Consider the following 23,663-nt stretch of genomic DNA (forward strand, 5'->3'; position numbering starts at 1 on the left):
GCACAGCGACAATCGCCCGATGCCCACGAACGATTCCACCCACGCGCCCCCCACCCCGCCTGCCGGTCACGCTTACGCCCGGCTCACGCCGGACCGGGTGCTCGACGCGCTGGCCAGCGTCGGCCTCTGGGGCGACGGCCGGCTGGACACCCTGGGCAGCTATGAGAACCGGGTCTACCAGGCCGCGCTCGAATCGCCCGTGGACGGGCACAGCCAGGTGGTGGTGAAATTCTACCGACCCGGACGCTGGAGCGACGCCCAGATTCAGGAGGAACACGACTTCGCGGCCGAACTGGTGGCCGCCGAAGTGCCCGTTGTCGCCCCGCTGCCACTGAACGGCCGCACGCTGCACCATTTCGACGGCTTTGCCTTTGCCGTCAGCCCGCGCCGCGGCGGCCGCCGCCCGGAACTGGACGACTTCGACGTGCTGGAGTGGATCGGCCGCTTCCTCGCCCGCCTGCACAGCGTGGGCGCTGCCCGGCCTTTCCAGCACCGGCCGGCGCTGGACAGCCAGACCTTCCTGCACGAGCCGCGCGACTGGCTGCTGGCGCACGAAGCCATCGCGCCCGAAGTGCGCAGCGCCTGGACGCGGCATTGCGAGGAAGCGCTCACACTCATTGAATCCCATTGGCTGCTGCAACCCCAGCCGCTGTCCGCCGACCACCGCAGCCTGCGCCTGCACGGCGATTGCCATCCGGGCAACATCCTCTGGACCCCGGACGGTCAGCCCGGCGCCGGCCCGCACTTCGTCGACCTGGACGATGCCCGCACCGGCCCGGCCGTGCAGGACCTGTGGATGCTGCTCTCGGGCGAGCGCGCCCAGCGCAACCAGCAGCTCGGCGCCCTGCTCGACGGCTACGAACAGGTGCGCGACTTCGACCGGCGCGAACTCGCCCTGGTCGAGCCGCTGCGCACATTGCGCCTGATCCACTACAGCGCCTGGATCGCCCGCCGCTGGGACGACCCCACCTTCCCGATCAATTTCCCCTGGTTCGGCAGCCGCGATTACTGGCAAGGCCAGGTGGACATGCTGGTCGAACAGATCGAAGACATGCAGGCGCCGCCGCTGGTGGCCTGAGCCGGGCGCCATCAGCGCTGGCCGGTGCGCCCGGCAGGCAAAGGGCATAGCCGTTTTCCCACGCCTGGCAACGCCACGGTTCAAAAGCCCCTGACCGCCACAGGTGCATGTTCAAGAACGCGCTCGCCCCGACGATGACTTCAGGACGCGCTGCGCGCAAAACCGCCGCGCCCTTCGATCTTCGTCAGTCAGGACCCCATGACCGCCTACTCCCGCCTTGAGACCCGCTTCGCTGCCGAAACCGACCACCTGGCGCAGCAAGCCATGCTGGAGACCATCGATCAGGCCCACGCCATTGCCGAGTACGCGGCCGACGGCACCCTGCTTCGCGCCAACGAGCGCTTCGTCCAGATGCTCGGCTACACCACGGAGTCCCTCGTTGGCCGGCACTATCTGGAACTGTGCCTGCCGGGCGACGAGGCGCACGAAATTGCCTGGGAACACCTGGCGCAGGGCCAGGGCGTGACCGGTGAATTCCAGAACCTCGCGCGCGACGGCCGCCACCTCTGGCTCCTCTCGCACTTCCATCCGACGGTCGACAGCGAAGGCGTGGTCCTGCGGGTGCTGCACCTGGCCAGCGACCTCACCGACAGCAAGGATTTCCACGCCGACGTGGCCGCGCGCCTGGCCGCGATCGACCGGGTCCAGGCCGTCATCGAGTTCGACCTCGGCGGCCATGTCCTGCACGCGAACGACATCTTTCTGGACCTGATGGGCTACCGCCTCGAAGACATCCAGGGCCAACACCACCGCATGTTCTGCACCCCGGGCCACAGCCAGACTGCCGAATACACCGCGTTCTGGGACCACCTTGCTTCCGGCCAGGTCCACAGCGGGGAGTTCAAGCGGCTGGGCAAGGACGGGCGCGAAGTCTGGATCCAGGCCAGCTACAACCCGGTGCTGGACTCGGAGGGGCAACCCGTCCGCGTGATCAAGTTCGCCACCGACATCACCGAACGCAAACAGCAGGGCGCCGAGGTGCAGGCCCTGATCGACGCGATCGACCGTGTGCAGGCGGTCATCGAGTTCGACCTCAGCGGGCACGTGCTGCACGCCAACGACAACTTCCTGCGGCTCATGGGCTATTCCCTGAGCGAGATCCGGGGCCAGCACCACCGCCTGTTCTGCGAACCCGCCTACGCGCAGAGCCGCGCCTACGATGCTTTCTGGGACCAGCTCGCCTCTGGCCGGGTGCACAGCGGCGAGTTCCGGCGTCTGCGCAGCGACGGCCAGCCGGTCTGGATCCAGGCCAGCTACAACCCGGTGTTCGACCCCGAAGGCTACCCGGTGAAGGTGGTCAAGTTCGCCACCGACATCACCGACATCAAGCGCCGCACCGCCGACAACGAAAGCCTGACCCGCGCCATCGACCGCGTCCAGGGCGTGGTCGAATTCGATCTGAGCGGGCACGTGCTGCACGCCAACGACAACTTCCTCGAAACGCTGGGCTACACACTTGACGAAGTCGTGGGCCAGCATCACCGCATGTTCTGCACCGAAGACCGCGCGCGCTCCCCCGAATACCAGGAGCGCTGGGCCCAGCTGGCCCGCGGCGAGCTGCTCGCCGGCGTATTCCACCGGGTCGACAAACAGGGCAACGATGTCTGGGTGCGCGCCAGCTACAACCCGGTTTTCGACACCGCGGGCCGGGTCCTCAAGGTGGTGGAGTTCAGCACCGACATCACCGAGGCCAAGCGCCTCGCCGCCGAAGCCACCAGCAAGATCGACGCGCTCTCGCGCTCGCAGGCGGTGGTCGAATTCGACCTCGAAGGCCGTGTGCTCTCGGCCAACGCCAACTTCCTGCGGGCACTGGGCTACGCCGAGCACGAAGTGCTGGGGCAGCACCACAGTCTCTTCTGCCCGCCCGATGTGCTGGCGTCGCCCACGTACCGGCACTTCTGGGCCGACCTGGCACAGGGCCGTTTTCAGAGTGGCCGTTTCTGCCGCCTGAGCAAACAGGGCACCGAGGTCTGGATCCAGGCCACCTACAACCCCGTCCTCGACCACCAGGGCAGGCCCTGGAAAATCGTCAAGTTCGCCATGGACGTGACCGAGCAGGTACAGCGCGAACAGCGGTTCGGCCGCCAGATCGATGCCCTGTCGGAGACGCTCAACGCGATGCAGGGTGGCCTCGGACACCTGGACGACCAGGTCCGCCAGTCGCGCCGCCTGGGCAACGACACCCAGCATCAGGCGGAAGAGAGCGGCCGCTGCCTGACCCGCATCCAGGCCACTGCGGACGCACTCTGCCAGACCAGCGACAGCGTGCACCAGGTTCTCGGGCTGATCGGCGAGATCGCCGGACAGTCTCACCAGACGGCCCTGAACGGGGCGGTCGAGGCCGCGCGCGCCGGTGAACAGGGCCTCGTGGTCGTCACCGAGGAGATGCGCCGGCTGGCCGACCGCTCTTCCGAAGCCACCCGGGAACTCGCCCGGCACCTGAGCCAGACCGGGCGCCAGGCCGAAGAAGGCCGGCGTCTGTCCGGCGACACCGAAACCTGCCTGCGTCACCTGCTCCACGCCCTGAACCAGACCCGGCAGGCGCTGGACGAGATCCAGGCCGCCACCCAGCAGCAGGCCCTCCACACCCAGCGCGCCTCGCAACTGCTCGCCGAACTCCAGCAGGTGACCACGGCCCGGTAAGGGCCACGGACCCGAAGCCCCCACCCGTTCCGGGCCTTATCCTGGGTCGACACTAGGGTCTTTCGAACAATTACATTGCACACAATTTAATTGTTCGAAATAATACGACCCATGGCCTCCCCGATGACCGACAACGACCCGTCCCTGCTGCTGGACAACCAACTGTGCTTCGCGCTGTATTCCGCATCGCTGGCCATGACCAAGCTCTACAAACCGATGCTGGACGAACTCGGGCTGACCTATCCGCAGTACCTGGCTTTGCTGGCGCTGTGGGAGCGCGATGGCCTGACCGTCTCCGAACTCGGCGAGCGCCTGTTCCTCGATTCGGGCACGCTGACCCCGCTGCTCAAGCGCCTCGAAGCCGCCGGCCATGTGAGCCGTTTGCGCGACACCGCGGACGAGCGCCGCGTGCTGGTGCGCCTGACCCCCAGCGGCCGGCAACTGAAGGCGCGCGCCCTGCGCATTCCGGCCTGCATCCGGCAGGCCACGCAGTGCGAGCTGGACGAGATCCGCGCCATGACCCGGCAGTTGCAGGGGCTGCGGTCCCGCCTCCACACCTGATCCCTTTTTCCGTTCACCACCCCGCTTGCCCCGCAAGCCCACTTCAAGGAAGACCACCATGGCATCGCTCGATAAAGTCCTCTACACCGCCCACGCCCACACCACCGGTGGCCGCGACGGCGCCTCGCGCACCGACGACGGCCGCCTGGACGTGAAGCTCTCGCCGCCCGGCACGTCGGGCACCGGCACCAACCCCGAACAGCTGTTCGCCGCCGGCTACTCCGCCTGCTTCATCGGCGCCATCAAGGCCGTGGCCGCCAAGCAGAAGATCAGCGTGCCGGCCGATGTGGCCATCGATGCCGAGGTGGACCTGGGCCCGGTCGGCCAGGCCTACGGCATCGCCGCACGCCTGACGGTGCACCTGCCCGGCATGGACCGCGCGGCCGCGCAAGCCCTGGTCGACACCGCCCACCAGGTCTGCCCCTACTCCAACGCCACGCGCGGCAACATCGACGTCACCATCACCCTGGCCTGAGTGCCGGGCGGCCGGGGCCAACGCCCCGCGCTGCAGAAAAAAAGGGCGCCCTGGGGCGCCCTTTTTCGCGAGGTTGGCAGGCTCAGGCCAACAGCGCGTTCACACGCCGCACGTAGGCCGCAGGATCGTCCGGCAGACCGCCTTCGGCCAGCAGCGCCTGGTCGAACAGGATGTGCGCCAGATCGTCAAAGTGGCTGGAGCCGTCAAGTTTCTTCACCAGCGGGTGCTCCGCGTTGACTTCGAGGATGGGCTGCACCTCGGGCGCCTTCTGGCCGGCCGACTTGAGCAGCCGTGCCAGCTGGGTGGAATAGTCGCCGTCTTCCACCACCAGGCAGGCCGGGGAATCGACCAGGCGCGTGGTCACGCGCACGTCCTTGGCCTTGTCCTTGAGCGACGCCTTGAGCTTCTCCAGCACCGGCTTGAAGCTCTCGGCCGCCTGCTCGGCCGCCTTCTTCTCGTCCTCGTCCTGCAGTTCGCCCAGATCGACCGCGCCTTTGGCCACGCTCTGCAGCGGCGTGCCGTCGAACTCCGGCAGGAACGACAGCGCCCACTCATCGACGCGGTCGGTCATCAGCAGCACCTCGATGCCCTTCTTGCGGAAGAGTTCGAGCTGCGGGCTGTTCTTGGCCGCCGCCAGCGTGTCGGCGGTGATGTAGTAAATGGCTTTCTGGCCATCCTTCATGCGCGCCTTGTAGTCGGCGAAGGACACGCTCACCGCATCGCTCTGCGTGGAGGCGAAACGCAGCAGCTTGGCCAGCTTCTCGCGGTTGGCGAAATCCTCGCCCAGGCCTTCCTTGAGCGCGGCGCCGAACTCGGCGTAGAAGGCGGTGTACTTGCCCGCGTCCTGGGCCTGTTCGGCCTTGTCTTCTTCGCTGACCACGTCGGTCACGCCGTCCTGGCCCTCGGCGGTCTCGGGCGCCTTGTCCTTCCGGGCCAGGTCTTCCAGCATGGCCAGCACGCGGCGGGTGTTGCCTTCGCGGATGGCCTTCACATCGCGGCTTTCCTGCAGCAGTTCGCGGCTCACGTTGAGCGGCAGGTCGGCCGAGTCGACCACGCCCTTGACCCAGCGCAGGTAGGCCGGCATCAGCGCGTCGGCCTCGTCCATGATGAACACGCGCTTGACGTACAGCTTGATGCCGGCCTTGCGGTCGCGGTTCCAGAGATCGGCCGGCGCCTTGGCCGGGATGTACAGCAGTTGCGTGTATTCGGTGCTGCCTTCGACGCGGTTGTGGCTCCAGGCCAGCGGGGCTTCCTGGTCGTAGCTGATGACCTTGTAGAACTCGACGTACTGCTCGCCGCTGATGTCCTTCTTGGGCCGGGTCCACAGGGCCGACGCCGAGTTGACGGCCTCCCATTCATCCTGGGTGACGTACTCGCTCTTCTCGGCGTCCCACGTCTCCTTCTGCATCAGGATGGGCAGGCTGATGTGGTCGGAGTATTTGCCGATGATCTGCTGGAGCTTCCAGTGGCTCAGGTACTCGGTGGCGTCCTCGCGCAGGTGCAGGATCACGCTGGTGCCGCGGGCCGCGCGCTCGATGGTCTCGACCTCGAAGTCGCCCGTGCCGGCGCTGACCCAGCGCACGCCTTCGGCAGCAGGCAGGCCGGCACGGCGGCTTTCCACCGTGATGCGGTCGGCCACGATGAAGCCCGAATAGAAGCCGACGCCGAACTGGCCGATGAGCTGCGCGTCCTTCTTCTGGTCGCCGCTGAGGCGTCCCATGAAGTCCTTGGTGCCGCTCTTGGCGATGGTGCCCAGGTGCTCCACCGCCTCGGCCTGGCTCATGCCGATGCCGTTGTCGGTGATGGTGAGCGTGCGGGCGTCCTTGTCGAAGGCCACGCGCACTTCGAGGTTCGGGGCGTCCTCGTACAGCGAGGCCTGGTCCAGCGCCTCGAAACGCAGCTTGTCGCAGGCGTCCGACGCGTTGGAAATCAGTTCGCGCAGGAAGATTTCCTTGTTGGAGTACAGCGAGTGGGTGACGAGGTGCAGCAGCTGGGCCACTTCGGCCTGGAAGTTCAGGGTCTGTTTGCTCATGCTCGGATCAAAAAGAGTGACAAAGGAAACCGCTGCCCGTGCCCCGGGCTGGCGACAGCCGGCGGGCAGGCAGCACGCGCAAGGGCGAAATTATGGGCGCAGGGCAGGGTTTCAAGCCCTGCCGGGACCGGCGATCACACCGGCAGCCAGCGCCACCAGAACGGCTTGGGCCGGCGCGGCTCAGCGCCCAGCGCCTTCAGGCGCTTGACGAAGGGCGCCCGCCCATGGCGGGTCGCGGCCTCCAGGGGCGTGAGGTCGTCGAAGTCGGAGCGGAGGTTGGGGTCGGCACCGTGTTCGAGCAGCAGTTGGGCCACGGCGTCGTGCCCGTGGACCAGGCTCGCCACCAGCGGCGTGCACATCACCTCCGGGTGCTGGTAGTTGGGGTCCACCCCGGCACTGAGGTGGTAGCGCGCCAGCGCCTCGTCCCCGGTGCAGGCCGCGTCGTACAGTTCTTTCCAGTCACCACCAGACATGGGCTTCCTCGCTTCGGGTGGGGCCGTCCAGGCCCCGGTTCAGAAACGCTCGTCCGGCCGCAGGTAGCGCCACTGGCCCACCGGCAGTTGGCCCAGCACGATGCGGCCCATGCGGATGCGCTTGAGCCCCACCACGTGCAGACCGACCTGTTCGCACATGCGGCGAATCTGGCGCTTCTTGCCTTCGGTGAGCACAAAGCGCAGCTGCTCGGGGTTCTGCCAGTCGACCTGTGCCGGCTTGAGCGGCTGGTCATCCAGGCTGAGGCCGTGGCGCAGCAAGGCCAGACTTTCGGCGGGAAACACGGCCTGCACATCCTGCGTGACCACGTCCGCACCCTTGGGTCCGTTGGGCGCCCAGTGCACCCGCACCAGGTATTCCTTCTCGATGCCGGAATCCTCGCCGATCAGGGTGCGGGCGACGCGGCCGTCCTGCGTGAGCACCAGCAGGCCGGTGGAGTCGATGTCGAGCCGGCCGGCCGGCGCCAGGCCGCGCGCGTGCTGCGGCTGCCAGCTCGGCCCGCGCCGGATGAGCGGGTCGCTGCGCCACTGGTTGCGGGGCTGCACCAGTACGGCGGCGCTTTCGTGGCCGTCTTCGGCCTGCGCACTCACGTAGCCCACGGGCTTGTGCAGCAGGATGGTCACGCGGCTGTCCTGCCGGTGCTGGGCGGCGGGCAGCACGTCGATGCGGTCGGCCTCGGTCACGGCCTGGCCCATCTGCGCCGTCTGGCCGTTGACTTCCACCCAGCCGCGCTCGATCCATTCGTCGGCCTCGCGCCGCGAACACAGGCCCAGATCGGCCAGCCGCTTGTTGAGGCGGATACTGTCGCCCGGCGAGCGCTCCGCAGCCGGCGGGCGCGGTGCTCGGGCCGCCGGATTGGTTCGCCCCGGTGGCCGCTCACCACGCTCGGTGCGTTCGTTTCGGGGGCCGCGATCACCACGATCACCACGATCACCGCGCTCGCTGCCCTGGCGCCCAGCCGGTGCCCCCCCCGGGCGCGCCGGCCCCCGGGGGGCGCTGCGTTCGCCCGGCGGGTTCCACGCTTCGCGGGCCGCTTCGTAGGCCGCCCGCTCGGCCTGAACCTCCGACAGCGGACGGGCACGCGCCGGTCCCCGGGGCCGCACAGGCGGCCGCGGGGCGGTGGGTTTGCCGGTGGCCGCCTGGGGTTTGAGTTGCAGCGTCTTGGTGGTTTTTTCGGTCATGTGCGAATCATCCCACGGTCCTGCCCCGCCGTGACGGTCGGCGCCTACAGCTCGCCCGTGCGCAAGGCCTGAAGGTCGAGCATGCGCAGGCCGCCGTATTCAACCCGGATCCAGCCTTTGGCCGACAGGGCGGCGAGGGCCTCGTTCACCCGCTGGCGCGACAGCCCCACCAGGTAGGCCAGTTCCTGCTGGGTGATGCGCAGCACGCCGCCCACGTTGGGCGAAAGCAGCGGATGGAACAACGCCGCCAGGTTGCGCGCCACGCGCAGGTCGGGGTTGTTGATGCGGTCGATCTCGCGCGCGGCGATGAACTGCCCCAGGCGCTCGTTCAGTTGGTTCATCACGAAGCGGTTGAACCCGATCGAGTGGTCGAGCAGCCAGTGGAAGGTGTCGACCGGCAAACCGGCCACGCGGCTGCGCCGCAGGGCCAGCACGTTGTAGCGATAGGCCTCGCGCTTGAGCGCCGTGCCCTCCCCGAACCAGCCCCCTGGGGCAATCCCGGTGAAAGTGATGAGAAAACCCTGCGAGTCGTCGTTGCTCATCTTGAGCAGACCATCGAGCAGGCCGAACCAGTAGGTCACGGTGCGGCCGTACCGGCAGATGGTGTCGCCGGCCTGGATCTCGCCCACGATCAGCGCCTCCTCCGCGCGCAGCCGCTCTTCGCCGGAAAGGGCCCGCACCCAGGGAATTTCGTCCAGCTCGGCGCGTTGGGGAGGACGGGCGGTCTCGCGCAGGACCGAACCAGGGCGGGAGGGGCGAAAGGCACTCATGCGGCAAGTCCGGGACACATTGGCTAGGGAAAGTCCTAGGAGGGTTGACCCTTCGATTGTCGTCGTACCGACAACACGACGTCAAACATCGTGCCTACCATGCAGGCCAGTTGGTACGGATCGGTGGCCGGTGGTCGCCCATCCGCTCCACCCCGCCGCCCCGATTGCGCGGCACAAGGAGACAAGCACCATGCAAACGACCTTCCCCCAGCTGCTGCTGGAACACGCCAGGCAGCGGCCCGAAGCGCCGGCCATGCGCGAGAAGGAATACGGGATCTGGCAGACCACCTCGTGGGGCGAGATGGCCAAGCTGGTCGAAAGCATCGCCTGTGGGCTGCACCAGGCCGGCCTGCAGCGCGGCGAGCACCTCATCGTCGTCGGCGCCAACCGTCCGCGCCTTTACGCCGCCATGATGGCCGCCCAGGCGCTGGGCGCCATTCCCGTGCCGCTGTACCAGGACGCGGTGGCTGCCGAATGCGTGTTCCCGATCAACAACGCCGAGGTGCGCTTCGCGGTGGTGGAAGACCAGGAGCAGGTCGACAAGATGCTGGAGATCCAGCCGCAGTGCCCGCAGCTGCAGCACCTGTACTACGACGATCCGCGCGGCCTGCGCAACTACGACCAGCCCGGCCTGGCGGGCCTGGACGAGCTGATCGGCGCCGGCCAGGCCCACGCCAAGGCCCACCCCGACCTGTTCCGCGAGGAGATCGCCAAGGCCCGGCCTGAGGACGTGGCCGCCATGTTCTTCACCTCGGGCACCACCGGCAATCCCAAGGGCGTGGTGCACACCCACCGCACCCTGATCGACCGCGCCACCGTCGGCAGCAAGTTCGACCGGCTGACCCCCCAGGACGAGGTGCTGGCCTACCTGCCGCCGGCCTGGATCGGGCAGAACATCTTCAGCTACGCGCAATGGCTGGTCACCGGCTACGTGGTGAACTGCCCCGAGTCGGGTGCCACGGTCAGCATCGATCTGAAGGAGGTGGGCCCGACCTACTACTTCGCCCCGCCGCGCGTGTTCGAAGGCCTGCTCACCAGCGTGATGATCCGCATGGAAGACGCGGGCGCGCTCAAGCGCAAGATGTTCCACACCTTCATGGACGTGGCCCGCCGTGTCGGCCCCGACCGGATGGACGGCAAGCCGGTCGGCTTCCTGGACGGTCTGAAGTACGCCCTGGGCAACCTGCTGGTCTACGGCCCGCTGCGCAACAACCTGGGGCTGTCGCGGGTGCGCGTGGCCTACACCGCGGGCGAAGCCATCGGCCCCGACCTGTTCAGCTTCTACCGCAGCATCGGCATCAACCTCAAGCAGCTCTACGGCTCCACCGAAACCGCCGTGTTCGTGTGCCTGCAGCCCGACCACGAGGCGCGCGCCGACACCGTGGGCGTGCCCTGCGAAGGCGTGGAAATCAAGCTGTCGGACACCGGGGAAATCCTGGTCCGATCGCCGGGCCTGCTCAAGGAGTACTACAAAAACCCCAAGGCCACCGAAGAGGTGCTCGGCGCCGACGGCTGGTACCACACCAGCGACGCGGGCTTCATCGACAAGGACGGCCACCTGAAGATCATCGACCGCGTCAAGGACGTCGGCCGGCTGCGCGGCGGCGCGCACGACGGCGCCATGTTCGCGCCCAAGTACGTGGAGAACAAGCTCAAGTTCTTCTCGCACATCAAGGAAGCGGTGGCCTTCGGCGACGGGCGCGAGAAGGTCTGCGTGATGATCAACATCGACTTCGAGGCCGTGGGCAACTGGGCCGAGCGGCGCAACCTGCCGTACGCGGGTTACACCGACCTGGCCGCCAAGCCCGAGGTGTACGAACTCATCAAGGACTGTGTGGAAAAGGTCAACGCCGACCTCAGCCGCGACGAGCTGCTGGCCGGCAGCCAGATCAGCCGCTTCCTGGTGCTGCACAAGGAACTGGATGCCGACGACGGCGAGCTGACCCGCACCAACAAGGTCCGGCGCGGCTTCATCGGCGACAAGTACGGCGTGCTGGTCGACGCGCTCTACGGCGGCAAGGCCGAGCAGTACATCGAAACCCAGGTCAAGTTCGAGGACGGGCGCAGCGGCAGCGTGAGTGCCACGCTGCGCATCTCGGACGCCAAGACCTTCCAGCCGGTCAAGGCCGCGGCCTGAGGCCGCAGCGCGCACCCCGAGGGAAACACCCGCATGAGCACCAAGAAGATCGGCGACGTCATCCTCGACGTCCAGAACATCAGCCTGCGATTTGGCGGCGTCAAGGCGCTGACCGACATCTCCTTCAATGTGAAGGAGCACGAGATCCGCGCCATCATCGGCCCCAACGGCGCCGGCAAGAGCTCCATGCTCAATTGCATCAACGGCGTGTACCAGCCGCAGGAAGGCGCCATCACCTTTCGCGGCCGCACCTTCAAGGGCATGAACAGCCGGCAGGTGGCCGAGATGGGCATCGGCCGCACCTTCCAGAACCTGGCGCTGTTCAAGGGCATGAGCGTGATCGACAACATCATGACCGGCCGCAACCTGCGCATGAAGAGCCACATCCTGCTGCAGGCGCTGCGCATCGGGCCGGCGCAGAAAGAAGAAGAGCAGCACCGCGAGTTCGTCGAACACATCATCGACTTCCTCGAAATCCAGGCCTACCGCAAGACGCCCGTGGGCACCCTGCCCTACGGCCTGCAGAAACGCGTGGACCTGGGCCGTGCGCTGGCCATGGAGCCCAAGGTGCTGCTGCTGGACGAACCGATGGCGGGCATGAACGTCGAGGAGAAGCAGGACATGTGCCGCTTCATCCTGGACGTGAACGACGAGTTCGGCACCACCATCGTGCTGATCGAACACGACATGGGCGTGGTGATGGACATCTCCGACCGCGTGGTGGTGCTGGACTACGGCAAGAAGATCGGCGACGGCACCCCGGACGAGGTGCGCAACAACGAAGAAGTCATCAGCGCCTACCTCGGCACGAGTCATTGAGATGCACCCCCTGCGCCGCTTCGCGTCTTCCCCCTCTCTCGCCTGTGGCGGGAGGGGCACGCACCCTGCGGCCCGGCAAAGCCGGTTCCACGGGTGCCCTGGGCTGGGTTCCCCTTCGTTGGTCTGCTGCATTGGCGCTCACGTTTTCGCCGCTGCGTGTTGGTGAATCACTGAGGATTTGAAATGGGATTTTTTCTTGAAACACTGATCGGCGGCCTGATGGCGGGCATGCTGTATTCGCTGGTCGCCCTGGGCTTCGTGCTGATCTTCAAGGCCTCGGGCGTCTTCAACTTCGCCCAGGGCGCGATGGTGCTGTTCGCGGCGCTGGCGATGGCGCGCTTTTCCGAATGGATTCCGCAGTGGCTGGGGCTGGAGAGCAAGCTGCTGGCCAACCTGATCGCCTTCGCCATCGCCACCGCCTGCATGTTCGCGCTGGCTTGGCTGATCGAACGCCTGGTGCTGCGCTACCTGGTCAACCAGGAAGGTGCCACGCTGCTGATGGCCACGCTGGGCATCTCGTACTTTCTGGACGGCCTGGGCCAGTCGCTGTTCGGCTCCAACGTCTACCAGATCGACATCGGCATGCCCAAGGACCCGCTGTTCCTGTTCGAAAGCATGTTCGAAGGCGGTGTGCTGATCAACCAGGAAGACATCGTCGCGGCCATCATCGCGGCCTGTCTGGTGGCCCTGCTCAGCCTGTTCTTCCAGAAGACCAGCACCGGGCGCGCGCTGCGTGCCGTGGCCGACGACCACCAGGCGGCGCAGTCCATTGGCATCCCGCTCAACCGCATCTGGGTCATCGTCTGGTGCGTGGCCGGCATCACCGCGCTGGTGGCCGGGATCATCTGGGGCTCCAAGCTGGGCGTGCAGTTCTCGCTGACCACGGTGGCGCTGCGCGCGCTGCCGGTGGTGATCCTGGGCGGGCTGACTTCGGTACCCGGCGCCATCATCGGCGGCCTGATCATCGGCGTGGGCGAAAAGCTCTCGGAGATCTACATCGGTCCACTGGTCGGCGGCGGCATCGAAATCTGGTTCGCCTATGTGCTGGCGCTGGTGTTCCTGCTGTTTCGGCCGCAAGGGCTGTTCGGCGAAAAAATCATCGACCGGGTATGACATGAAACACCCCCTGCGCCGCTTCGCGTCTTCCCCCTCTCTCGCCTTCGGCGGGAGGGGGACGCTCCCTGAGGCCCGGCAAAGCCGGTTCCTCGGGAGCGCTGGGTCAGGCATTTCTCACCGAAGAGGCTGAGACAAAAGGAAAAGAACATGTTCTACAGAGAAAACGGCCAGTTCAAGACTTCCTACCGCGCCGACCAGCAGATCTTCCCGATCGCGCAGGACCGCTGGGCCATCCTGGCGCTGCTCGCCCTGGCTTTCGTCGCCGTGCCGATGCTGGCCAGCGACTACATGATGCGGGCCATCCTGATCCCGTTCCTGATCTTCTCGCTCGCCGCCGTGGGCGTGAACATCCTGGTCGGCTATTGCGGCCAGATCTCGCTGGGCTCGGGCGCCTTCATGGCGGTGGGCGCCTACGGGGCCTACAACTTCTTCGTGCGCGTGCCGGGCATGCCGCTGATCCCGGCGCTGGTCCTGGGGGGTGTCTGCGCCATGCTGTTCGGCATCCTGTTCGGCCTGCCCAGCCTGCGTGTGCGCGGTCTGTACCTGGCGGTGGCCACGCTGGCGGCGCAGTTCTTTGCCGACTGGATGTTCCTGCGCATCAAGTGGTTCACGCTGGACACGCCCTCGGGTTCGGTGGCGGTGTCGAACCTGCAGGTGTTCGGTCTGCACCTGGAAAGCGCGGTCAGCAAGTACCTGTTCTGCCTGAGCATCCTGGCGATCATCGCGCTGCTGGCCAAAAACCTGGTGCGTTCGGCCATCGGCCGCGAGTGGATGGCCATCCGCGACATGGACGTGGCCGCCGCGGTGATCGGCATCCGCCCGATGTACGCCAAGCTCAGCGCGTTTGCGGTCAGCAGTTTCATCATCGGCGTGGCCGGTGCGCTGTGGGCCTTCGTCTACCTGGGTGCCTGGGAGCCCTCGGCCTTCTCGGTCGACTACTCCTTCCGCCTGCTGTTCATGGTGATCATCGGTGGCCTGGGTTCCATCATGGGCAGCATGTTCGGCGCCGCTTTCATCACGGTGCTGCCCATTGCGCTGAACCAGTTGCTGCCCTTCGTGGCCGGCCTGTTCGGCATGACCGTTTCCACCACCGCCGTCGCCCACGCCGAATTCATGATCTTCGGCGGGCTGATCGTGTGGTTCCTCATCGTCGAGCCACACGGGCTGGCACGGCTGTGGTCCATCGGCAAGCAGAAGCTGCGCCTCTGGCCTTTCCCCCACTGATTTTTTCCCCGCTCGCTTTCACCACCCACCCCAGGAGACATCCATGAAGCTTCGCAAGATCGTTCTCGCAGCCGCCCTCACCGCCGCCGGCGCCGGTGCGCTGCTCACGGCCCCTGCCGCCATGGCGCAGGAACAGTACCTGCCCGTGCTCTCCTACCGCACCGGCCCGTACGCCCCCAACGGCACGCCCACGGCGAACGGCATCGTCGACTACTACAAGCTGGTCAACGAGCGCGGCGGCATCAACGGGGTGAAGATCCTGGTCGAAGAATGCGAAACCGGCTACGACACCGCGCGCTCGGTGGAATGCTACGAACGCCTCAAGGGCAAGAACGGCGGCGCGGCCCTGATCCATCCGTGGTCCACCGGCGCCACCTTCGCGCTGACCGAAAAGGCACCCGTCGACAAGATTCCGCTGATCACCACCGGCTATGGCCGCAGCGAAAGTGCCGATGGCATGGTCTTCAAGTGGAACTTCCCGCTGCTGGGCACCTACTGGGTGGCCGCCGACGTGATCGTGCAGGCCATCGGCAAGAAGGAAGGCGGCCTGGACAAGCTCAAGGGCAAGAAGATTGCGCTGGTCTACCACGACAGCCCGTTCGGCAAAGAACCGATTCCCCTGCTGCAGGAGCGCGCCAAGATGCACGGCTTCGATCTGCAACTGCTGCCCGTGACCGCGCCGGGCGTGGAGCAGAAGGCCACCTGGCTGCAAGTGCGCCAGAGCCGCCCCGACTACGTGCTGCTGTGGGGCTGGGGCGTGATGAACTCCACCGCGCTCAAGGAAGCCCAGGCCACCGGCTACCCGCGCGACAAGATGTACGGCGTGTGGTGGGCGGGTGCCGAACCCGACGTGCGCGACGTCGGCCAGGGTGCCAAGGGCTACAACGCCGTGACCCTGCAGCACGGCACCGACCGCAACGCCCCCATCGTCAAGGAAATCCTGGACAAGCTGCACGCCAAGGGCAAGGGCACCGGGCCGAAGGAAGAAGTGGGTGAGACCCTGTACCTGCGCGGCGTGGTCAGCGCGGCCATGGGCGTGGAAGGCATCCGCGCGGCCCAGGAGCGGTTTGGCAAGGGCAAGGTCATGACCGGCGAGCAAGTGCGCTGGGGCCTGGAAAACCTGAACCTGACGCAAGCCAAGCTGGACGCGCTGGGCTTCAAGGGCGTGCTGCGCGGCCCGATCAGCACCTCGTGCACCGACCACGTGGGTTCGGGCGCCGCCCGCATCCACACCTGGGACGGCAGCAAGTGGGCCTTCAGCACCGACTGGTTCGATGCCGACTCGCAGATCATCAAGCCGATGGTCAAGAGCACGGCCGCCAAGTACGGCGCCGAGAAGAAGCTCGAAGCCCGCCCGGCCGCCGACTGCAGCTCCTGATGACAAGCCCCCGCCGCTGCGCGCAGCGGCGGGGAGCTTTGGAGGCTGTTCGCACAGCCGCCATCCGCAAGACCGGCCTGCCGGGTCTTGCGAATGGTCCACGAGGAATCACCACCATGAGCACATCCCCCCCTATCGTCCTGAACGTCAACGGCATCGAGGTCATCTACAACCACGTGATCCTGGTGCTCAAGGGCGTGTCGCTGAACGTCCCCGAAGGCCAGATCGCGGCCATCCTGGGCGGCAATGGCGCGGGCAAAACCACCACGTTGCGCGCCATCTCCAACCTGCTCAAGGGCGAGCGTGGCGAGGTCACCAAGGGCAGCATCGAGTTGCGCGGCGAGCGCATCGAGAACCTCAGCCCCGCCGACCTGGTGCAGCGCGGTGTGGTGCAGGTGATGGAAGGGCGCCACTGCTTCGCGCACCTGACCATCGAAGAAAACCTCATGACCGGCTCCTACACGCGCACCGACAAGGCCGAGGTCGCGCGCAACCTGGAGAAGGTCTACACCTACTTCCCGCGCCTGAAGACGCGCCGCACCTCGCAAGCCGCCTACACCTCCGGCGGTGAGCAGCAGATGTGCGCCATCGGCCGGGCGCTCATGGCCAACCCGAGCGTAGTGCTGCTCGACGAACCGTCCATGGGCCTGGCGCCCCAGATCGTGGAAGAGGTGTTCGAGATCGTGAAAGACCTGAACACCAAGGAGAAGGTGACCTTCCTGATCGCCGAGCAGAACACCAACATGGCGCTGCGCTACGCCGACTACGGCTACATCATGGAAAGCGGCCGCATCGTGATGGACGGCGCGGCCGACGACCTCCGCAACAACGAAGACGTCAAGGAGTTCTACCTGGGCGTCGGCGGTGGCGAGCGCAAGAGCTTCAAGGACGTGAAAAGTTACAAGCGCAGGAAACGCTGGCTCGCGTAGCAAGCCAGCGGCCCCCTCTGCGCCGTCACCCTCGGTGCGTCCCCCCTCAAGGGGCAACGCGAGAGGCCCGGCAAAGCCGGTTCCACCGCGTTCTGGATAAAAGACACTTCACCCGTACCTTTGTGGTTTTCGCTATGACCGAACATTTCGACGCCCTGGAAACCCGATCAGCCGCCGAGCGCGAGGCGGCCCAGATGGCAGCGCTGTCGGCGCAGGTGGCCCACGCGAAATCGGCCACCGCGGCCTTCGCCGAGCTGCTCGCCGACGTGGACCCGGCCACGGTGTCCAGCCGGGGCGCACTGGCCCGGCTGCCCGTCATCCGCAAGCACGCGTTGCTGGAACGGCAGCAGGCCAGCCGTGCCACGGGTGGCGACCCCTTCGGCGGTTTCAGCGCGGCGGTACGCGGCCCGCAGATGCAGCGGATCTACGCCTCGCCCGGCCCGATCTACGAGCCCGAGGGCACGGCGCGCGACTACTGGCGCGCCGGGCGCGCGCTGTACGCCGCCGGCTTCCGTGCCGGCGACCTGGTGCACAACAGCTTCAGCTACCACATGACGCCGGGCGCCTTCATCCTCGAATCGGGCGCGCTGGCCGTCGGCTGCACGGTGTTCCCTGCCGGCACGGGCCAGACCGAGCAGCAACTGCAGGCACTCACCGAGCTGCGGCCCGACGCCTACACGGGCACGCCCAGCTTTCTGCGCATCCTGCTCGAAAAGGCCCAGGAGGCCGGCGTCGACACACGCTGCCTGCGCAAGGCCTCGGTGGGCGGCGAGGCCTGCCCGCCCAGTTTGACGGCATGGTTCCAGGAACAGGGCGTGGCGGTCTACCAGACCTATGCCACGGCCGACCTGGGCCTGGTCGCCTACGAAACCCCGGCCCGCGAAGGCCTGGTGCTGGACGAGGGCGTCATCGTCGAAATCGTGCGCCCCGGCACGGGCGATCCCGTGCCGGAGGGTGAGGTCGGTGAACTGGTCGTCACCACGCTCAACCCGGTCTACCCGCTCATCCGCTTCGGCACGGGCGACCTCTCGGCGATCCTGCCGGGCACCTGCCCCACCGGCCGCACGGCGCCGCGCATCAAGGGCTGGATGGGGCGCGCCGACCAGACCACCAAGATCAAGGGCATGTTCGTGCACCCGGCCCAGGTCGCCGACATCGTGCGGCGCTTCCCCGAGGTCCTGAAGGCGCGGCTGGTGGTGCGCGGCGAAATGGCCAACGACCAGATGTGCCTGCAGGTCGAAGCCCGCGAAGCGTCCGAGGGCCTGACCGGCCGGATCGAGCTGGCCGTGCGCGAAGTCACCAAGCTGCGTGGCGACGTGCAGGTTTGCGCCCCGGGCAGTCTGCCCAACGACGGCAAGGTGATCGAAGACGCACGCAACTACCAGTGACGGCCCCGCGGGTTTTCCCGCAAACAGCGCTACGTACTTTCCGCGATTCCGTTCTGCGGCACGCGGCTTAACATCCTTAAGCCTCATTCCAAGGAGTAAATCGACATGAAACGCCTTCTGACACTGGCCCTCTCGGCCGCAGCGGTTTCGGGCGCCTTCGCCCAAGGCTTCCCCAGCAAGCCCATCACGCTCGTGGTGCCCTTCGCTGCAGGCGGCCCCACCGATCTGGTGGCCCGCCATCTCGCCGAAGCCATGCGCAAGCCCATGGGCGGTGCCAGCATCGTGGTGGAAAACGCAGCCGGAGCCGGGGGCACGATCGGTGCCACCAAGGTGGCCCGCGCCACGGCCGACGGCCACACCCTGCTGGTCTGGCACATCGGCATGGCCGCCACCACCAGCCTGTACCGCAAGCAGCAGTTCAAGCCCCTGGAAGACTTCGAGTACCTGGGCATCATCAACGACGTGCCCATGACCCTGCTGGGTTCGCCCAAGCTGCCGGCCAACACCTACCGCGACTTCGAGAACTACATCCGCGCCAACGGCGGCAAGCTCAACCTGGCCCATGCCGGCCTGGGCTCGGCATCGCACATCTGCGGCCTGATGTGGCAATCCGCCGTGAAGCTGGACAAGTCGATGACCACCATCGCCTACCGCGGCACGGGTCCGGCCATGAACGACCTGATTGGCGGCCAGATCGACGTGATGTGCGACCAGACCACCAACACCACCAGCCAGATCGAAGCCGGTCGCGTGAAGGCCTTCGCCGTCACCACGGCCAAGCCCCTGAGCAACAACAAGGTGCTCAAGGACTACCCGACGCTGCAGGAAATGGGGCTGAAGGACTTCAACCTCACCATCTGGCACGGCCTCTACGCCCCCAAGGGCACCCCGCCCGACGTGCTCAAGAAGATCAACGAAGCCATGGTGGCCGCGCTGAAGGATCCGGAGTTCGTCAAGCGCCAGAACGACCTGGGCGCCCTCGTCGCCACCGACAAGCGCGTGACCCCGGCCGGCCACAAGGAATTCGTGGCGGCCGAAATCGCCAAGCTCAAGACGGCCATCGAAGCCGCGGGCCAGTTCGCCGACTGAACGCGCCTGACACGGCGCCGCTTGGTGCCGTTCTCTCAGCGACCAGCCACCTTCGGGTGGCTGCGTCGTTTCTGGGGCCGCTGCGGCCCCACCTCACACGCCCCAGACCACTTCCACGCGCGCCTTGGCACAGCGCTCCAGCATGTCGATGAAGGGGGTCGTGCGCAAGCGCAGCGACACCGGATCGAACTGGGGGGAGGGTTCGCCACGGGCTTCGGCCTCTTCGCGCTGCTGGCGCTGGTGGGCCTCTTCCTCGGCCACCGCGGCGCGCAGCGCGGCGATGGCACCGGGCATCTGGTCGGGCACGATGATGCCCGGCTGGTCCGGGTCTTTGCCCAGGATTTCGAGCACACGCCGGCCTTGGGGCTCCAGCATCACCAGGTCGGCGGTTTCACGGGACTTGAATCGGTACAGAGACATGCTCGCTTCCTCGTCTGAACAGGATGGCGGAAGCGAATCATTCTGTCACCAAATCGCCGCCGCACGGTCGCGCGCGGGATCCGGCCGCTCCGGGTAAACCCCCTAGCCATCAAATACTTCATGTCTAAACTAATCAGGCATGAACACTCCACACCCCGCGCTGCAGCGCATCCTGTGCATCGGAGGCGGCCCGGCGGGCCTCTATTTCGGCCTGCTCATGAAGCAGCGATTTCCGGCACTGGCGGTGACGGTGGTCGAGCGCAACCGGCCCTACGACACCTTCGGCTGGGGTGTGGTGTTCTCCGACCAGACCCTGGTCAACCTGCGCCGCGCCGATCCGGAAACCGCGCAGGCCATGCAGGACGCCTTCAACCACTGGGACGACATCGAGGTGTTCTACAAGGGCGCCAGCGTGCGCTCCGGCGGCCATGGCTTCATCGGCATCGGCCGCAAGCGCCTGCTCAACATCCTGCAGGAACGCTGCCAGGCGCTGGGTGTGGACCTCGTGTTCGAGACCGACGTGACCGATGACCAGGCGCTCGCGCAGCAGTACGGCGCCGACCTGGTGATCGCGTCGGACGGCCTCAACAGCCGCATCCGCACGCGCTACGCAAGCAGCTTCCAGCCCGACATCGACACCCGGCTGTGCCGCTTTGTCTGGCTGGGCACGAAGAAAACCTTCGACGCTTTCACCTTCGCGTTCGAACAGACCGAACACGGCTGGTTCCAGGCCCACGCCTACCAGTTCGACGACGACACCTCCACCTTCATCGTTGAAACGCCCGAGCACGTGTGGAAGGCCCACGGCATCGAGGACATGAGCCAGGAAGACGGCGTGGCTTTCTGCGAGCGGCTGTTCGCGAAGTACCTCGACGGCAATCCCCTGATCAGCAACGCCAAGCACCTGCGCGGCTCGGCCAACTGGATCCGCTTCCCGCGCGTGATCTGCCACACCTGGGTCCACCATCAAGACATTGCCGGCAAACGCACGCCCATCGTGCTGATGGGCGACGCGGCCCACACCGCCCACTTCTCCATCGGCAGCGGCACCAAGCTGGCGCTGGAAGACGCGATCGACCTGGCCGACGAATTCAGCCGCGCCGCCGGCACCGACGAGACCATGGAGCAGGTGCTGCAAGGCTACGAAGCCCGGCGCAGCGTCGAGGTGCTCAAGATCCAGAACGCCGCGCGCAATTCCACCGAGTGGTTCGAACACGTGGACCGCTACACCGGCATGGAGATCCCGCAATTCGCCTACTCGCTGCTCACGCGCAGCCAGCGCATCAGCCACGAGAACTTGCGTCTGCGCGACGCCAAGTGGCTGGAAGGTTACGAGTCGTGGCTGCAAGAACGTTTTGCCCCCCACGCTCCACCACTGCGCGGGTCGCTGCCCCCCGAGGGGGCTGATCCGGCTCGGGGCGGCCCGGCGCCGGATCGCGCGGCGCGGCGTCCCACCCCGCCCATGCTGCTGCCGCTGAAGGTGCGCAGCGTTGAACTCAAGAACCGCATCGTCGTCTCGCCCATGGCGCAATACCAGGCGCAGGACGGTGTGGTCGGCGACTGGCACCTGATGCACCTGGGCGCTCGCGCCGTGGGCGGCGCGGCGCTGGTGATGGTCGAGATGACCAGCCCCACGCCCGAAGGCCGCATCACGCCCGGCTGCCCGGGGCTGTGGAACGATGCGCAGCAGGCCGCCTTCACCCGCATCGTCGATTTCGCCCGCCGACATGGCGGCGCGAAGATGGGCCTGCAGCTCGGCCACAGCGGCCCCAAAGGGTCGACCCAGCGCGGCTGGGAAGCGATGGACGAGCCGCTGGCCACGGGCAACTGGCCGTTGCTGTCGGCCAGCGCCGTGCCCTATGGCGAGCAGAACCAGGTGCCCAGGGCCATGACCCGCGCCGACATGGACGCGATGACCGCAGCCTTCGTCGACTCCACACAACGCGCTGCCGCCGCGGGCTTCGACTGGCTGGAGCTGCACTGCGCCCACGGCTACCTGCTTTCGGCCTTCATCTGCCCGCTGACCAACCAGCGCCGCGACGCCTACGGCGGCTCGCTCGAGAACCGCTGCCGCTACCCGCTGGAGGTGTTCAAGGCCATGCGCGCCGCCTGGCCCGCCGACCGGCCTATGAGCGTGCGCATATCGGCCAACGACTGGGCGCCCGGCGGCAACACGTCCGACGACGCGGTCGCCATCGCGCGCCTGTTCAAGGCGGCGGGCTGCGACGTGATCGACGTGTCCTCCGGCCAGACCACTCGCGCCGCAAAACCCGTCTACGGCCGCATGTACCAGACGCCGTTCGCCGACCGCATCCGCAACGAGGTCGACATCCTGACCATGGCCGTCGGCGCCATCAGCGAGGCCGACCACGCCAACAGCATCATCGGCGCCGGTCGGGCCGACCTCTGCGCCGTGGCCCGCCCGCACCTGGCCGACCCGGCCTGGACGCTGCACGAAGCGGCCAAGCTGCAGACGCGCGCCATCGACTGGCCCCTGCCCTACCTCAGCGGCCGCGACCAGCTCTACCGCGAGATCGCCCGCCAGCAAGCGCTGCAAGGCAGCGTGATCGCACCAGACCCGGCCGAAACCGCATGAACACCCCGCTCGACACCCTCGACCTCGAAGCCCGCGCGCACAGCGAACACGCGCAGGAGCTGCGCCTGTGGCTGCGGCTGCTGGCCTGCTCGCAACTGATCGAGAAGCGCGTGCGCACGGGCCTGCGCGAGCAGTTCGACACCACCCTGCCGCGCTTCGACCTGATGGCCCAGCTCGAACGCCACCCCGAGGGCCTGAAGATGAAGGAGCTGTCGCAGCGCCTCATGGTCACCGGCGGCAACGTCACCGGCATCACCGACCAGCTCGTCGCCGAAGGGCTGGTCGAGCGCATGGGCGTCGAGGGCGACCGCCGCGCGTTCCTCGTGCGCCTCACGCCCGACGGCCGCAGCGCCTTCGAACGCATGGCCGTGCAGCACGAGCAATGGATCGTGCAGGCCTTCGAAGGCCTGAGCCCCAAAGACCTCGACCACCTGCACCGGCTGCTGGGCAAGGTCAAGCAACACCAACTGGACCTCGAATGAAACACCCCATCCCCGACCACAACCCCATGCGCGGGCAGTACCGCGCCGTCGCCGCGCAGGCACCGAGCCACTTCGCGCTCAGCGTGGCCGACGGCGTGGCCACCGTCACGCTCAACCGGCCCGAACGCAAGAACCCGCTGACCTTCGATTCCTACGCCGAGCTGCGCGACTGGTTCCTCGGCCTGCAGCGCGCCACCGACATCAAGGCGGTGGTGGTCACGGGCGCGGGCGGCAACTTCTGCTCCGGCGGCGACGTGCACGAAATCATCGGCCCGCTCACCCAGATGACCATGCCCGAGTTGCTGGCCTTCACCCGCATGACCGGGGCCCTGGTCAGCGCCATGCGCGCCTGCCCGCAGCCCATCGTCGCCGCGCTCGACGGCGTGTGTGCCGGCGCCGGCGCGATGATGGCGCTCGCGTCCGACCTGCGCCTGGGCACGCCCGCGGCCACGGTGGCTTTCCTGTTCACCCGCGTCGGCCTGGCCGGTGCCGACATGGGCGCCTGCGCCCTGCTGCCGCGCATGATCGGCCAGGGCCGCGCCAGCGAACTGCTGTTCACCGGCCGCGCGATGACCGCGCCCGAGGGCCACGCCTGGGGCTTCTTCAACGCCCTGCACGACAGCGACGCCCTACTGCCCGCCGCGCACAAGCTGGCGTCGCAACTGGCGCAGGGCCCGACCTTCGCCCACGGCATGACCAAGACCATGCTGCACCAGGAATGGGCCATGACGCTGGACCAGGCCATCGAAGCCGAAGCCCAGGCCCAGGCCATCTGCATGCAGACGCAGGACTTCCGCCGCGCCTACGAAGCGTTTGCCGCGAAACAGCGACCTCAGTTCGAAGGCGATTGAAG

Annotated in this window: 20 protein-coding genes; 15 read left to right on the forward strand and 5 right to left on the reverse strand. The window is 67.2% G+C overall.

Going from position 1 to position 23,663, the window contains the following annotated elements:
• The first annotated feature begins 19 nt into the window (after window positions 1-19).
• From L0977_RS06785 to L0977_RS06800, 4 genes are all read left to right on the forward strand, one after another.
• Complete coding sequence (locus L0977_RS06785) at window positions 20-1,078, forward strand: serine/threonine protein kinase (RefSeq protein WP_234264092.1); 1,059 nt, start codon at window positions 20-22, stop codon at window positions 1,076-1,078.
• Between the two features lie 198 nt (window positions 1,079-1,276).
• On the forward strand, window positions 1,277-3,721 hold the full coding sequence (locus tag L0977_RS06790; RefSeq protein WP_234264093.1) for a methyl-accepting chemotaxis protein: 2,445 nt from the start codon (window positions 1,277-1,279) through the stop codon (window positions 3,719-3,721).
• Window positions 3,722-3,832: 111 nt separating this feature from the next.
• A complete protein-coding gene (locus tag L0977_RS06795) occupies window positions 3,833-4,282 on the forward strand; it encodes a MarR family winged helix-turn-helix transcriptional regulator (protein ID WP_234264094.1) in 450 nt (149 codons plus the stop codon).
• A 58-nt stretch (window positions 4,283-4,340) separates the two neighbouring features.
• A complete protein-coding gene (locus tag L0977_RS06800; protein ID WP_234264095.1) occupies window positions 4,341-4,757 on the forward strand; it encodes an organic hydroperoxide resistance protein in 417 nt (138 codons plus the stop codon).
• A gap of 82 nt (window positions 4,758-4,839) precedes the next feature.
• Here L0977_RS06800 and htpG read toward each other — a convergent pair whose 3' ends face one another.
• From htpG to L0977_RS06820, 4 genes are all read right to left on the reverse strand, one after another.
• The gene (gene htpG, locus L0977_RS06805) at window positions 4,840-6,789 is read right to left on the reverse strand and encodes a molecular chaperone HtpG (protein WP_234264096.1); all 1,950 of its coding nucleotides are present in this window, start codon (window positions 6,787-6,789) and stop codon (window positions 4,840-4,842) included.
• A 134-nt stretch (window positions 6,790-6,923) separates the two neighbouring features.
• Window positions 6,924-7,262 carry an ankyrin repeat domain-containing protein gene (locus tag L0977_RS06810; RefSeq protein ID WP_059400350.1) on the reverse strand — a complete coding sequence of 113 codons (339 nt, stop codon included), beginning with the start codon at window positions 7,260-7,262 and terminating at the stop codon, window positions 6,924-6,926.
• Between the two features lie 39 nt (window positions 7,263-7,301).
• Complete coding sequence (locus L0977_RS06815; RefSeq protein WP_234264097.1) at window positions 7,302-8,462, reverse strand: pseudouridine synthase; 1,161 nt, start codon at window positions 8,460-8,462, stop codon at window positions 7,302-7,304.
• A gap of 44 nt (window positions 8,463-8,506) precedes the next feature.
• Window positions 8,507-9,232 carry a Crp/Fnr family transcriptional regulator gene (locus L0977_RS06820; RefSeq protein WP_234264098.1) on the reverse strand — a complete coding sequence of 242 codons (726 nt, stop codon included), beginning with the start codon at window positions 9,230-9,232 and terminating at the stop codon, window positions 8,507-8,509.
• Between the two features lie 190 nt (window positions 9,233-9,422).
• On the opposite strand from L0977_RS06820, the gene L0977_RS06825 reads away from it, so the two are divergent.
• From L0977_RS06825 to L0977_RS06860, 8 genes are all read left to right on the forward strand, one after another.
• A complete protein-coding gene (locus L0977_RS06825) occupies window positions 9,423-11,369 on the forward strand; it encodes an AMP-dependent synthetase/ligase (protein ID WP_234264099.1) in 1,947 nt (648 codons plus the stop codon).
• A 33-nt stretch (window positions 11,370-11,402) separates the two neighbouring features.
• A complete protein-coding gene (locus L0977_RS06830) occupies window positions 11,403-12,188 on the forward strand; it encodes an ABC transporter ATP-binding protein (RefSeq protein ID WP_234264100.1) in 786 nt (261 codons plus the stop codon).
• 183 nt (window positions 12,189-12,371) lie between these two features.
• On the forward strand, window positions 12,372-13,301 hold the full coding sequence (locus tag L0977_RS06835; protein WP_234264101.1) for a branched-chain amino acid ABC transporter permease: 930 nt from the start codon (window positions 12,372-12,374) through the stop codon (window positions 13,299-13,301).
• 150 nt (window positions 13,302-13,451) lie between these two features.
• On the forward strand, window positions 13,452-14,528 hold the full coding sequence (locus L0977_RS06840; RefSeq protein WP_234264102.1) for a branched-chain amino acid ABC transporter permease: 1,077 nt from the start codon (window positions 13,452-13,454) through the stop codon (window positions 14,526-14,528).
• Between the two features lie 43 nt (window positions 14,529-14,571).
• Window positions 14,572-15,906: an ABC transporter substrate-binding protein gene (locus tag L0977_RS06845; protein ID WP_234264103.1), complete on the forward strand. Its 1,335-nt coding sequence runs from the start codon at window positions 14,572-14,574 to the stop codon at window positions 15,904-15,906.
• 116 nt (window positions 15,907-16,022) lie between these two features.
• Entirely contained in the window at window positions 16,023-16,835 is an 813-nt protein-coding gene (locus L0977_RS06850) for an ABC transporter ATP-binding protein (protein ID WP_234264104.1), read from the forward strand.
• Between the two features lie 134 nt (window positions 16,836-16,969).
• Window positions 16,970-18,223: a phenylacetate--CoA ligase family protein gene (locus tag L0977_RS06855; RefSeq protein WP_234264105.1), complete on the forward strand. Its 1,254-nt coding sequence runs from the start codon at window positions 16,970-16,972 to the stop codon at window positions 18,221-18,223.
• Window positions 18,224-18,328: 105 nt separating this feature from the next.
• A complete protein-coding gene (locus tag L0977_RS06860) occupies window positions 18,329-19,312 on the forward strand; it encodes a tripartite tricarboxylate transporter substrate-binding protein (protein ID WP_234264106.1) in 984 nt (327 codons plus the stop codon).
• Window positions 19,313-19,405: 93 nt separating this feature from the next.
• On the opposite strand, the gene L0977_RS06865 is transcribed toward L0977_RS06860, so the two are convergent.
• Window positions 19,406-19,732, reverse strand: a complete 327-nt coding sequence (locus L0977_RS06865) for a DUF1840 domain-containing protein (RefSeq protein WP_234264107.1) — start codon at window positions 19,730-19,732, stop codon at window positions 19,406-19,408.
• Between the two features lie 139 nt (window positions 19,733-19,871).
• Here L0977_RS06865 and L0977_RS06870 point away from each other — a divergent pair, with 139 nt between their 5' ends.
• The 3 genes from L0977_RS06870 to L0977_RS06880 are packed head-to-tail and all read left to right on the forward strand — an operon-like array spanning window position 19,872 to window position 23,661.
• On the forward strand, window positions 19,872-22,328 hold the full coding sequence (locus L0977_RS06870) for a bifunctional salicylyl-CoA 5-hydroxylase/oxidoreductase (RefSeq protein ID WP_234264108.1): 2,457 nt from the start codon (window positions 19,872-19,874) through the stop codon (window positions 22,326-22,328).
• Window positions 22,325-22,810 (forward strand): MarR family winged helix-turn-helix transcriptional regulator, encoded by a 486-nt coding sequence (locus L0977_RS06875; protein WP_234264109.1) that lies wholly within the window; start codon window positions 22,325-22,327, stop codon window positions 22,808-22,810. The genes L0977_RS06870 and L0977_RS06875 overlap by 4 nt, the downstream gene beginning before the upstream one ends.
• Complete coding sequence (locus L0977_RS06880) at window positions 22,807-23,661, forward strand: enoyl-CoA hydratase family protein (RefSeq protein ID WP_234264110.1); 855 nt, start codon at window positions 22,807-22,809, stop codon at window positions 23,659-23,661. Before L0977_RS06875 ends, L0977_RS06880 begins: the two co-directional genes overlap by 4 nt.
• The last annotated feature ends 2 nt before the right edge of the window (window positions 23,662-23,663 follow it).

The organism is Hydrogenophaga sp. NFH-34, from assembly GCF_021401345.1.
Classification (GTDB): domain Bacteria; phylum Pseudomonadota; class Gammaproteobacteria; order Burkholderiales; family Burkholderiaceae_C; genus Hydrogenophaga; species Hydrogenophaga electricum.

Bases quoted from the DNA above. Each gene is read 5' to 3' on its own strand.
- htpG (WP_234264096.1), bottom strand. From the start codon at position 6,789: ATGAGCAAACAGACCCTGAACTTCCAGGCCGAAGTGGCCCAGCTGCTG.
- L0977_RS06825 (WP_234264099.1), top strand. From the start codon at position 9,423: ATGCAAACGACCTTCCCCCAGCTGCTGCTGGAACACGCCAGGCAGCGG.
- L0977_RS06810 (WP_059400350.1), bottom strand. From the start codon at position 7,262: ATGTCTGGTGGTGACTGGAAAGAACTGTACGACGCGGCCTGCACCGGG.
- L0977_RS06785 (WP_234264092.1), top strand. From the start codon at position 20: ATGCCCACGAACGATTCCACCCACGCGCCCCCCACCCCGCCTGCCGGT.
- L0977_RS06800 (WP_234264095.1), top strand. From the start codon at position 4,341: ATGGCATCGCTCGATAAAGTCCTCTACACCGCCCACGCCCACACCACC.
- L0977_RS06845 (WP_234264103.1), top strand. From the start codon at position 14,572: ATGAAGCTTCGCAAGATCGTTCTCGCAGCCGCCCTCACCGCCGCCGGC.
- L0977_RS06830 (WP_234264100.1), top strand. From the start codon at position 11,403: ATGAGCACCAAGAAGATCGGCGACGTCATCCTCGACGTCCAGAACATC.
- L0977_RS06870 (WP_234264108.1), top strand. From the start codon at position 19,872: ATGAACACTCCACACCCCGCGCTGCAGCGCATCCTGTGCATCGGAGGC.
- L0977_RS06820 (WP_234264098.1), bottom strand. From the start codon at position 9,232: ATGAGTGCCTTTCGCCCCTCCCGCCCTGGTTCGGTCCTGCGCGAGACC.
- L0977_RS06880 (WP_234264110.1), top strand. From the start codon at position 22,807: ATGAAACACCCCATCCCCGACCACAACCCCATGCGCGGGCAGTACCGC.
- L0977_RS06855 (WP_234264105.1), top strand. From the start codon at position 16,970: ATGACCGAACATTTCGACGCCCTGGAAACCCGATCAGCCGCCGAGCGC.
- L0977_RS06850 (WP_234264104.1), top strand. From the start codon at position 16,023: ATGAGCACATCCCCCCCTATCGTCCTGAACGTCAACGGCATCGAGGTC.
- L0977_RS06860 (WP_234264106.1), top strand. From the start codon at position 18,329: ATGAAACGCCTTCTGACACTGGCCCTCTCGGCCGCAGCGGTTTCGGGC.
- L0977_RS06865 (WP_234264107.1), bottom strand. From the start codon at position 19,732: ATGTCTCTGTACCGATTCAAGTCCCGTGAAACCGCCGACCTGGTGATG.
- L0977_RS06795 (WP_234264094.1), top strand. From the start codon at position 3,833: ATGGCCTCCCCGATGACCGACAACGACCCGTCCCTGCTGCTGGACAAC.
- L0977_RS06835 (WP_234264101.1), top strand. From the start codon at position 12,372: ATGGGATTTTTTCTTGAAACACTGATCGGCGGCCTGATGGCGGGCATG.
- L0977_RS06840 (WP_234264102.1), top strand. From the start codon at position 13,452: ATGTTCTACAGAGAAAACGGCCAGTTCAAGACTTCCTACCGCGCCGAC.
- L0977_RS06790 (WP_234264093.1), top strand. From the start codon at position 1,277: ATGACCGCCTACTCCCGCCTTGAGACCCGCTTCGCTGCCGAAACCGAC.
- L0977_RS06875 (WP_234264109.1), top strand. From the start codon at position 22,325: ATGAACACCCCGCTCGACACCCTCGACCTCGAAGCCCGCGCGCACAGC.
- L0977_RS06815 (WP_234264097.1), bottom strand. From the start codon at position 8,462: ATGACCGAAAAAACCACCAAGACGCTGCAACTCAAACCCCAGGCGGCC.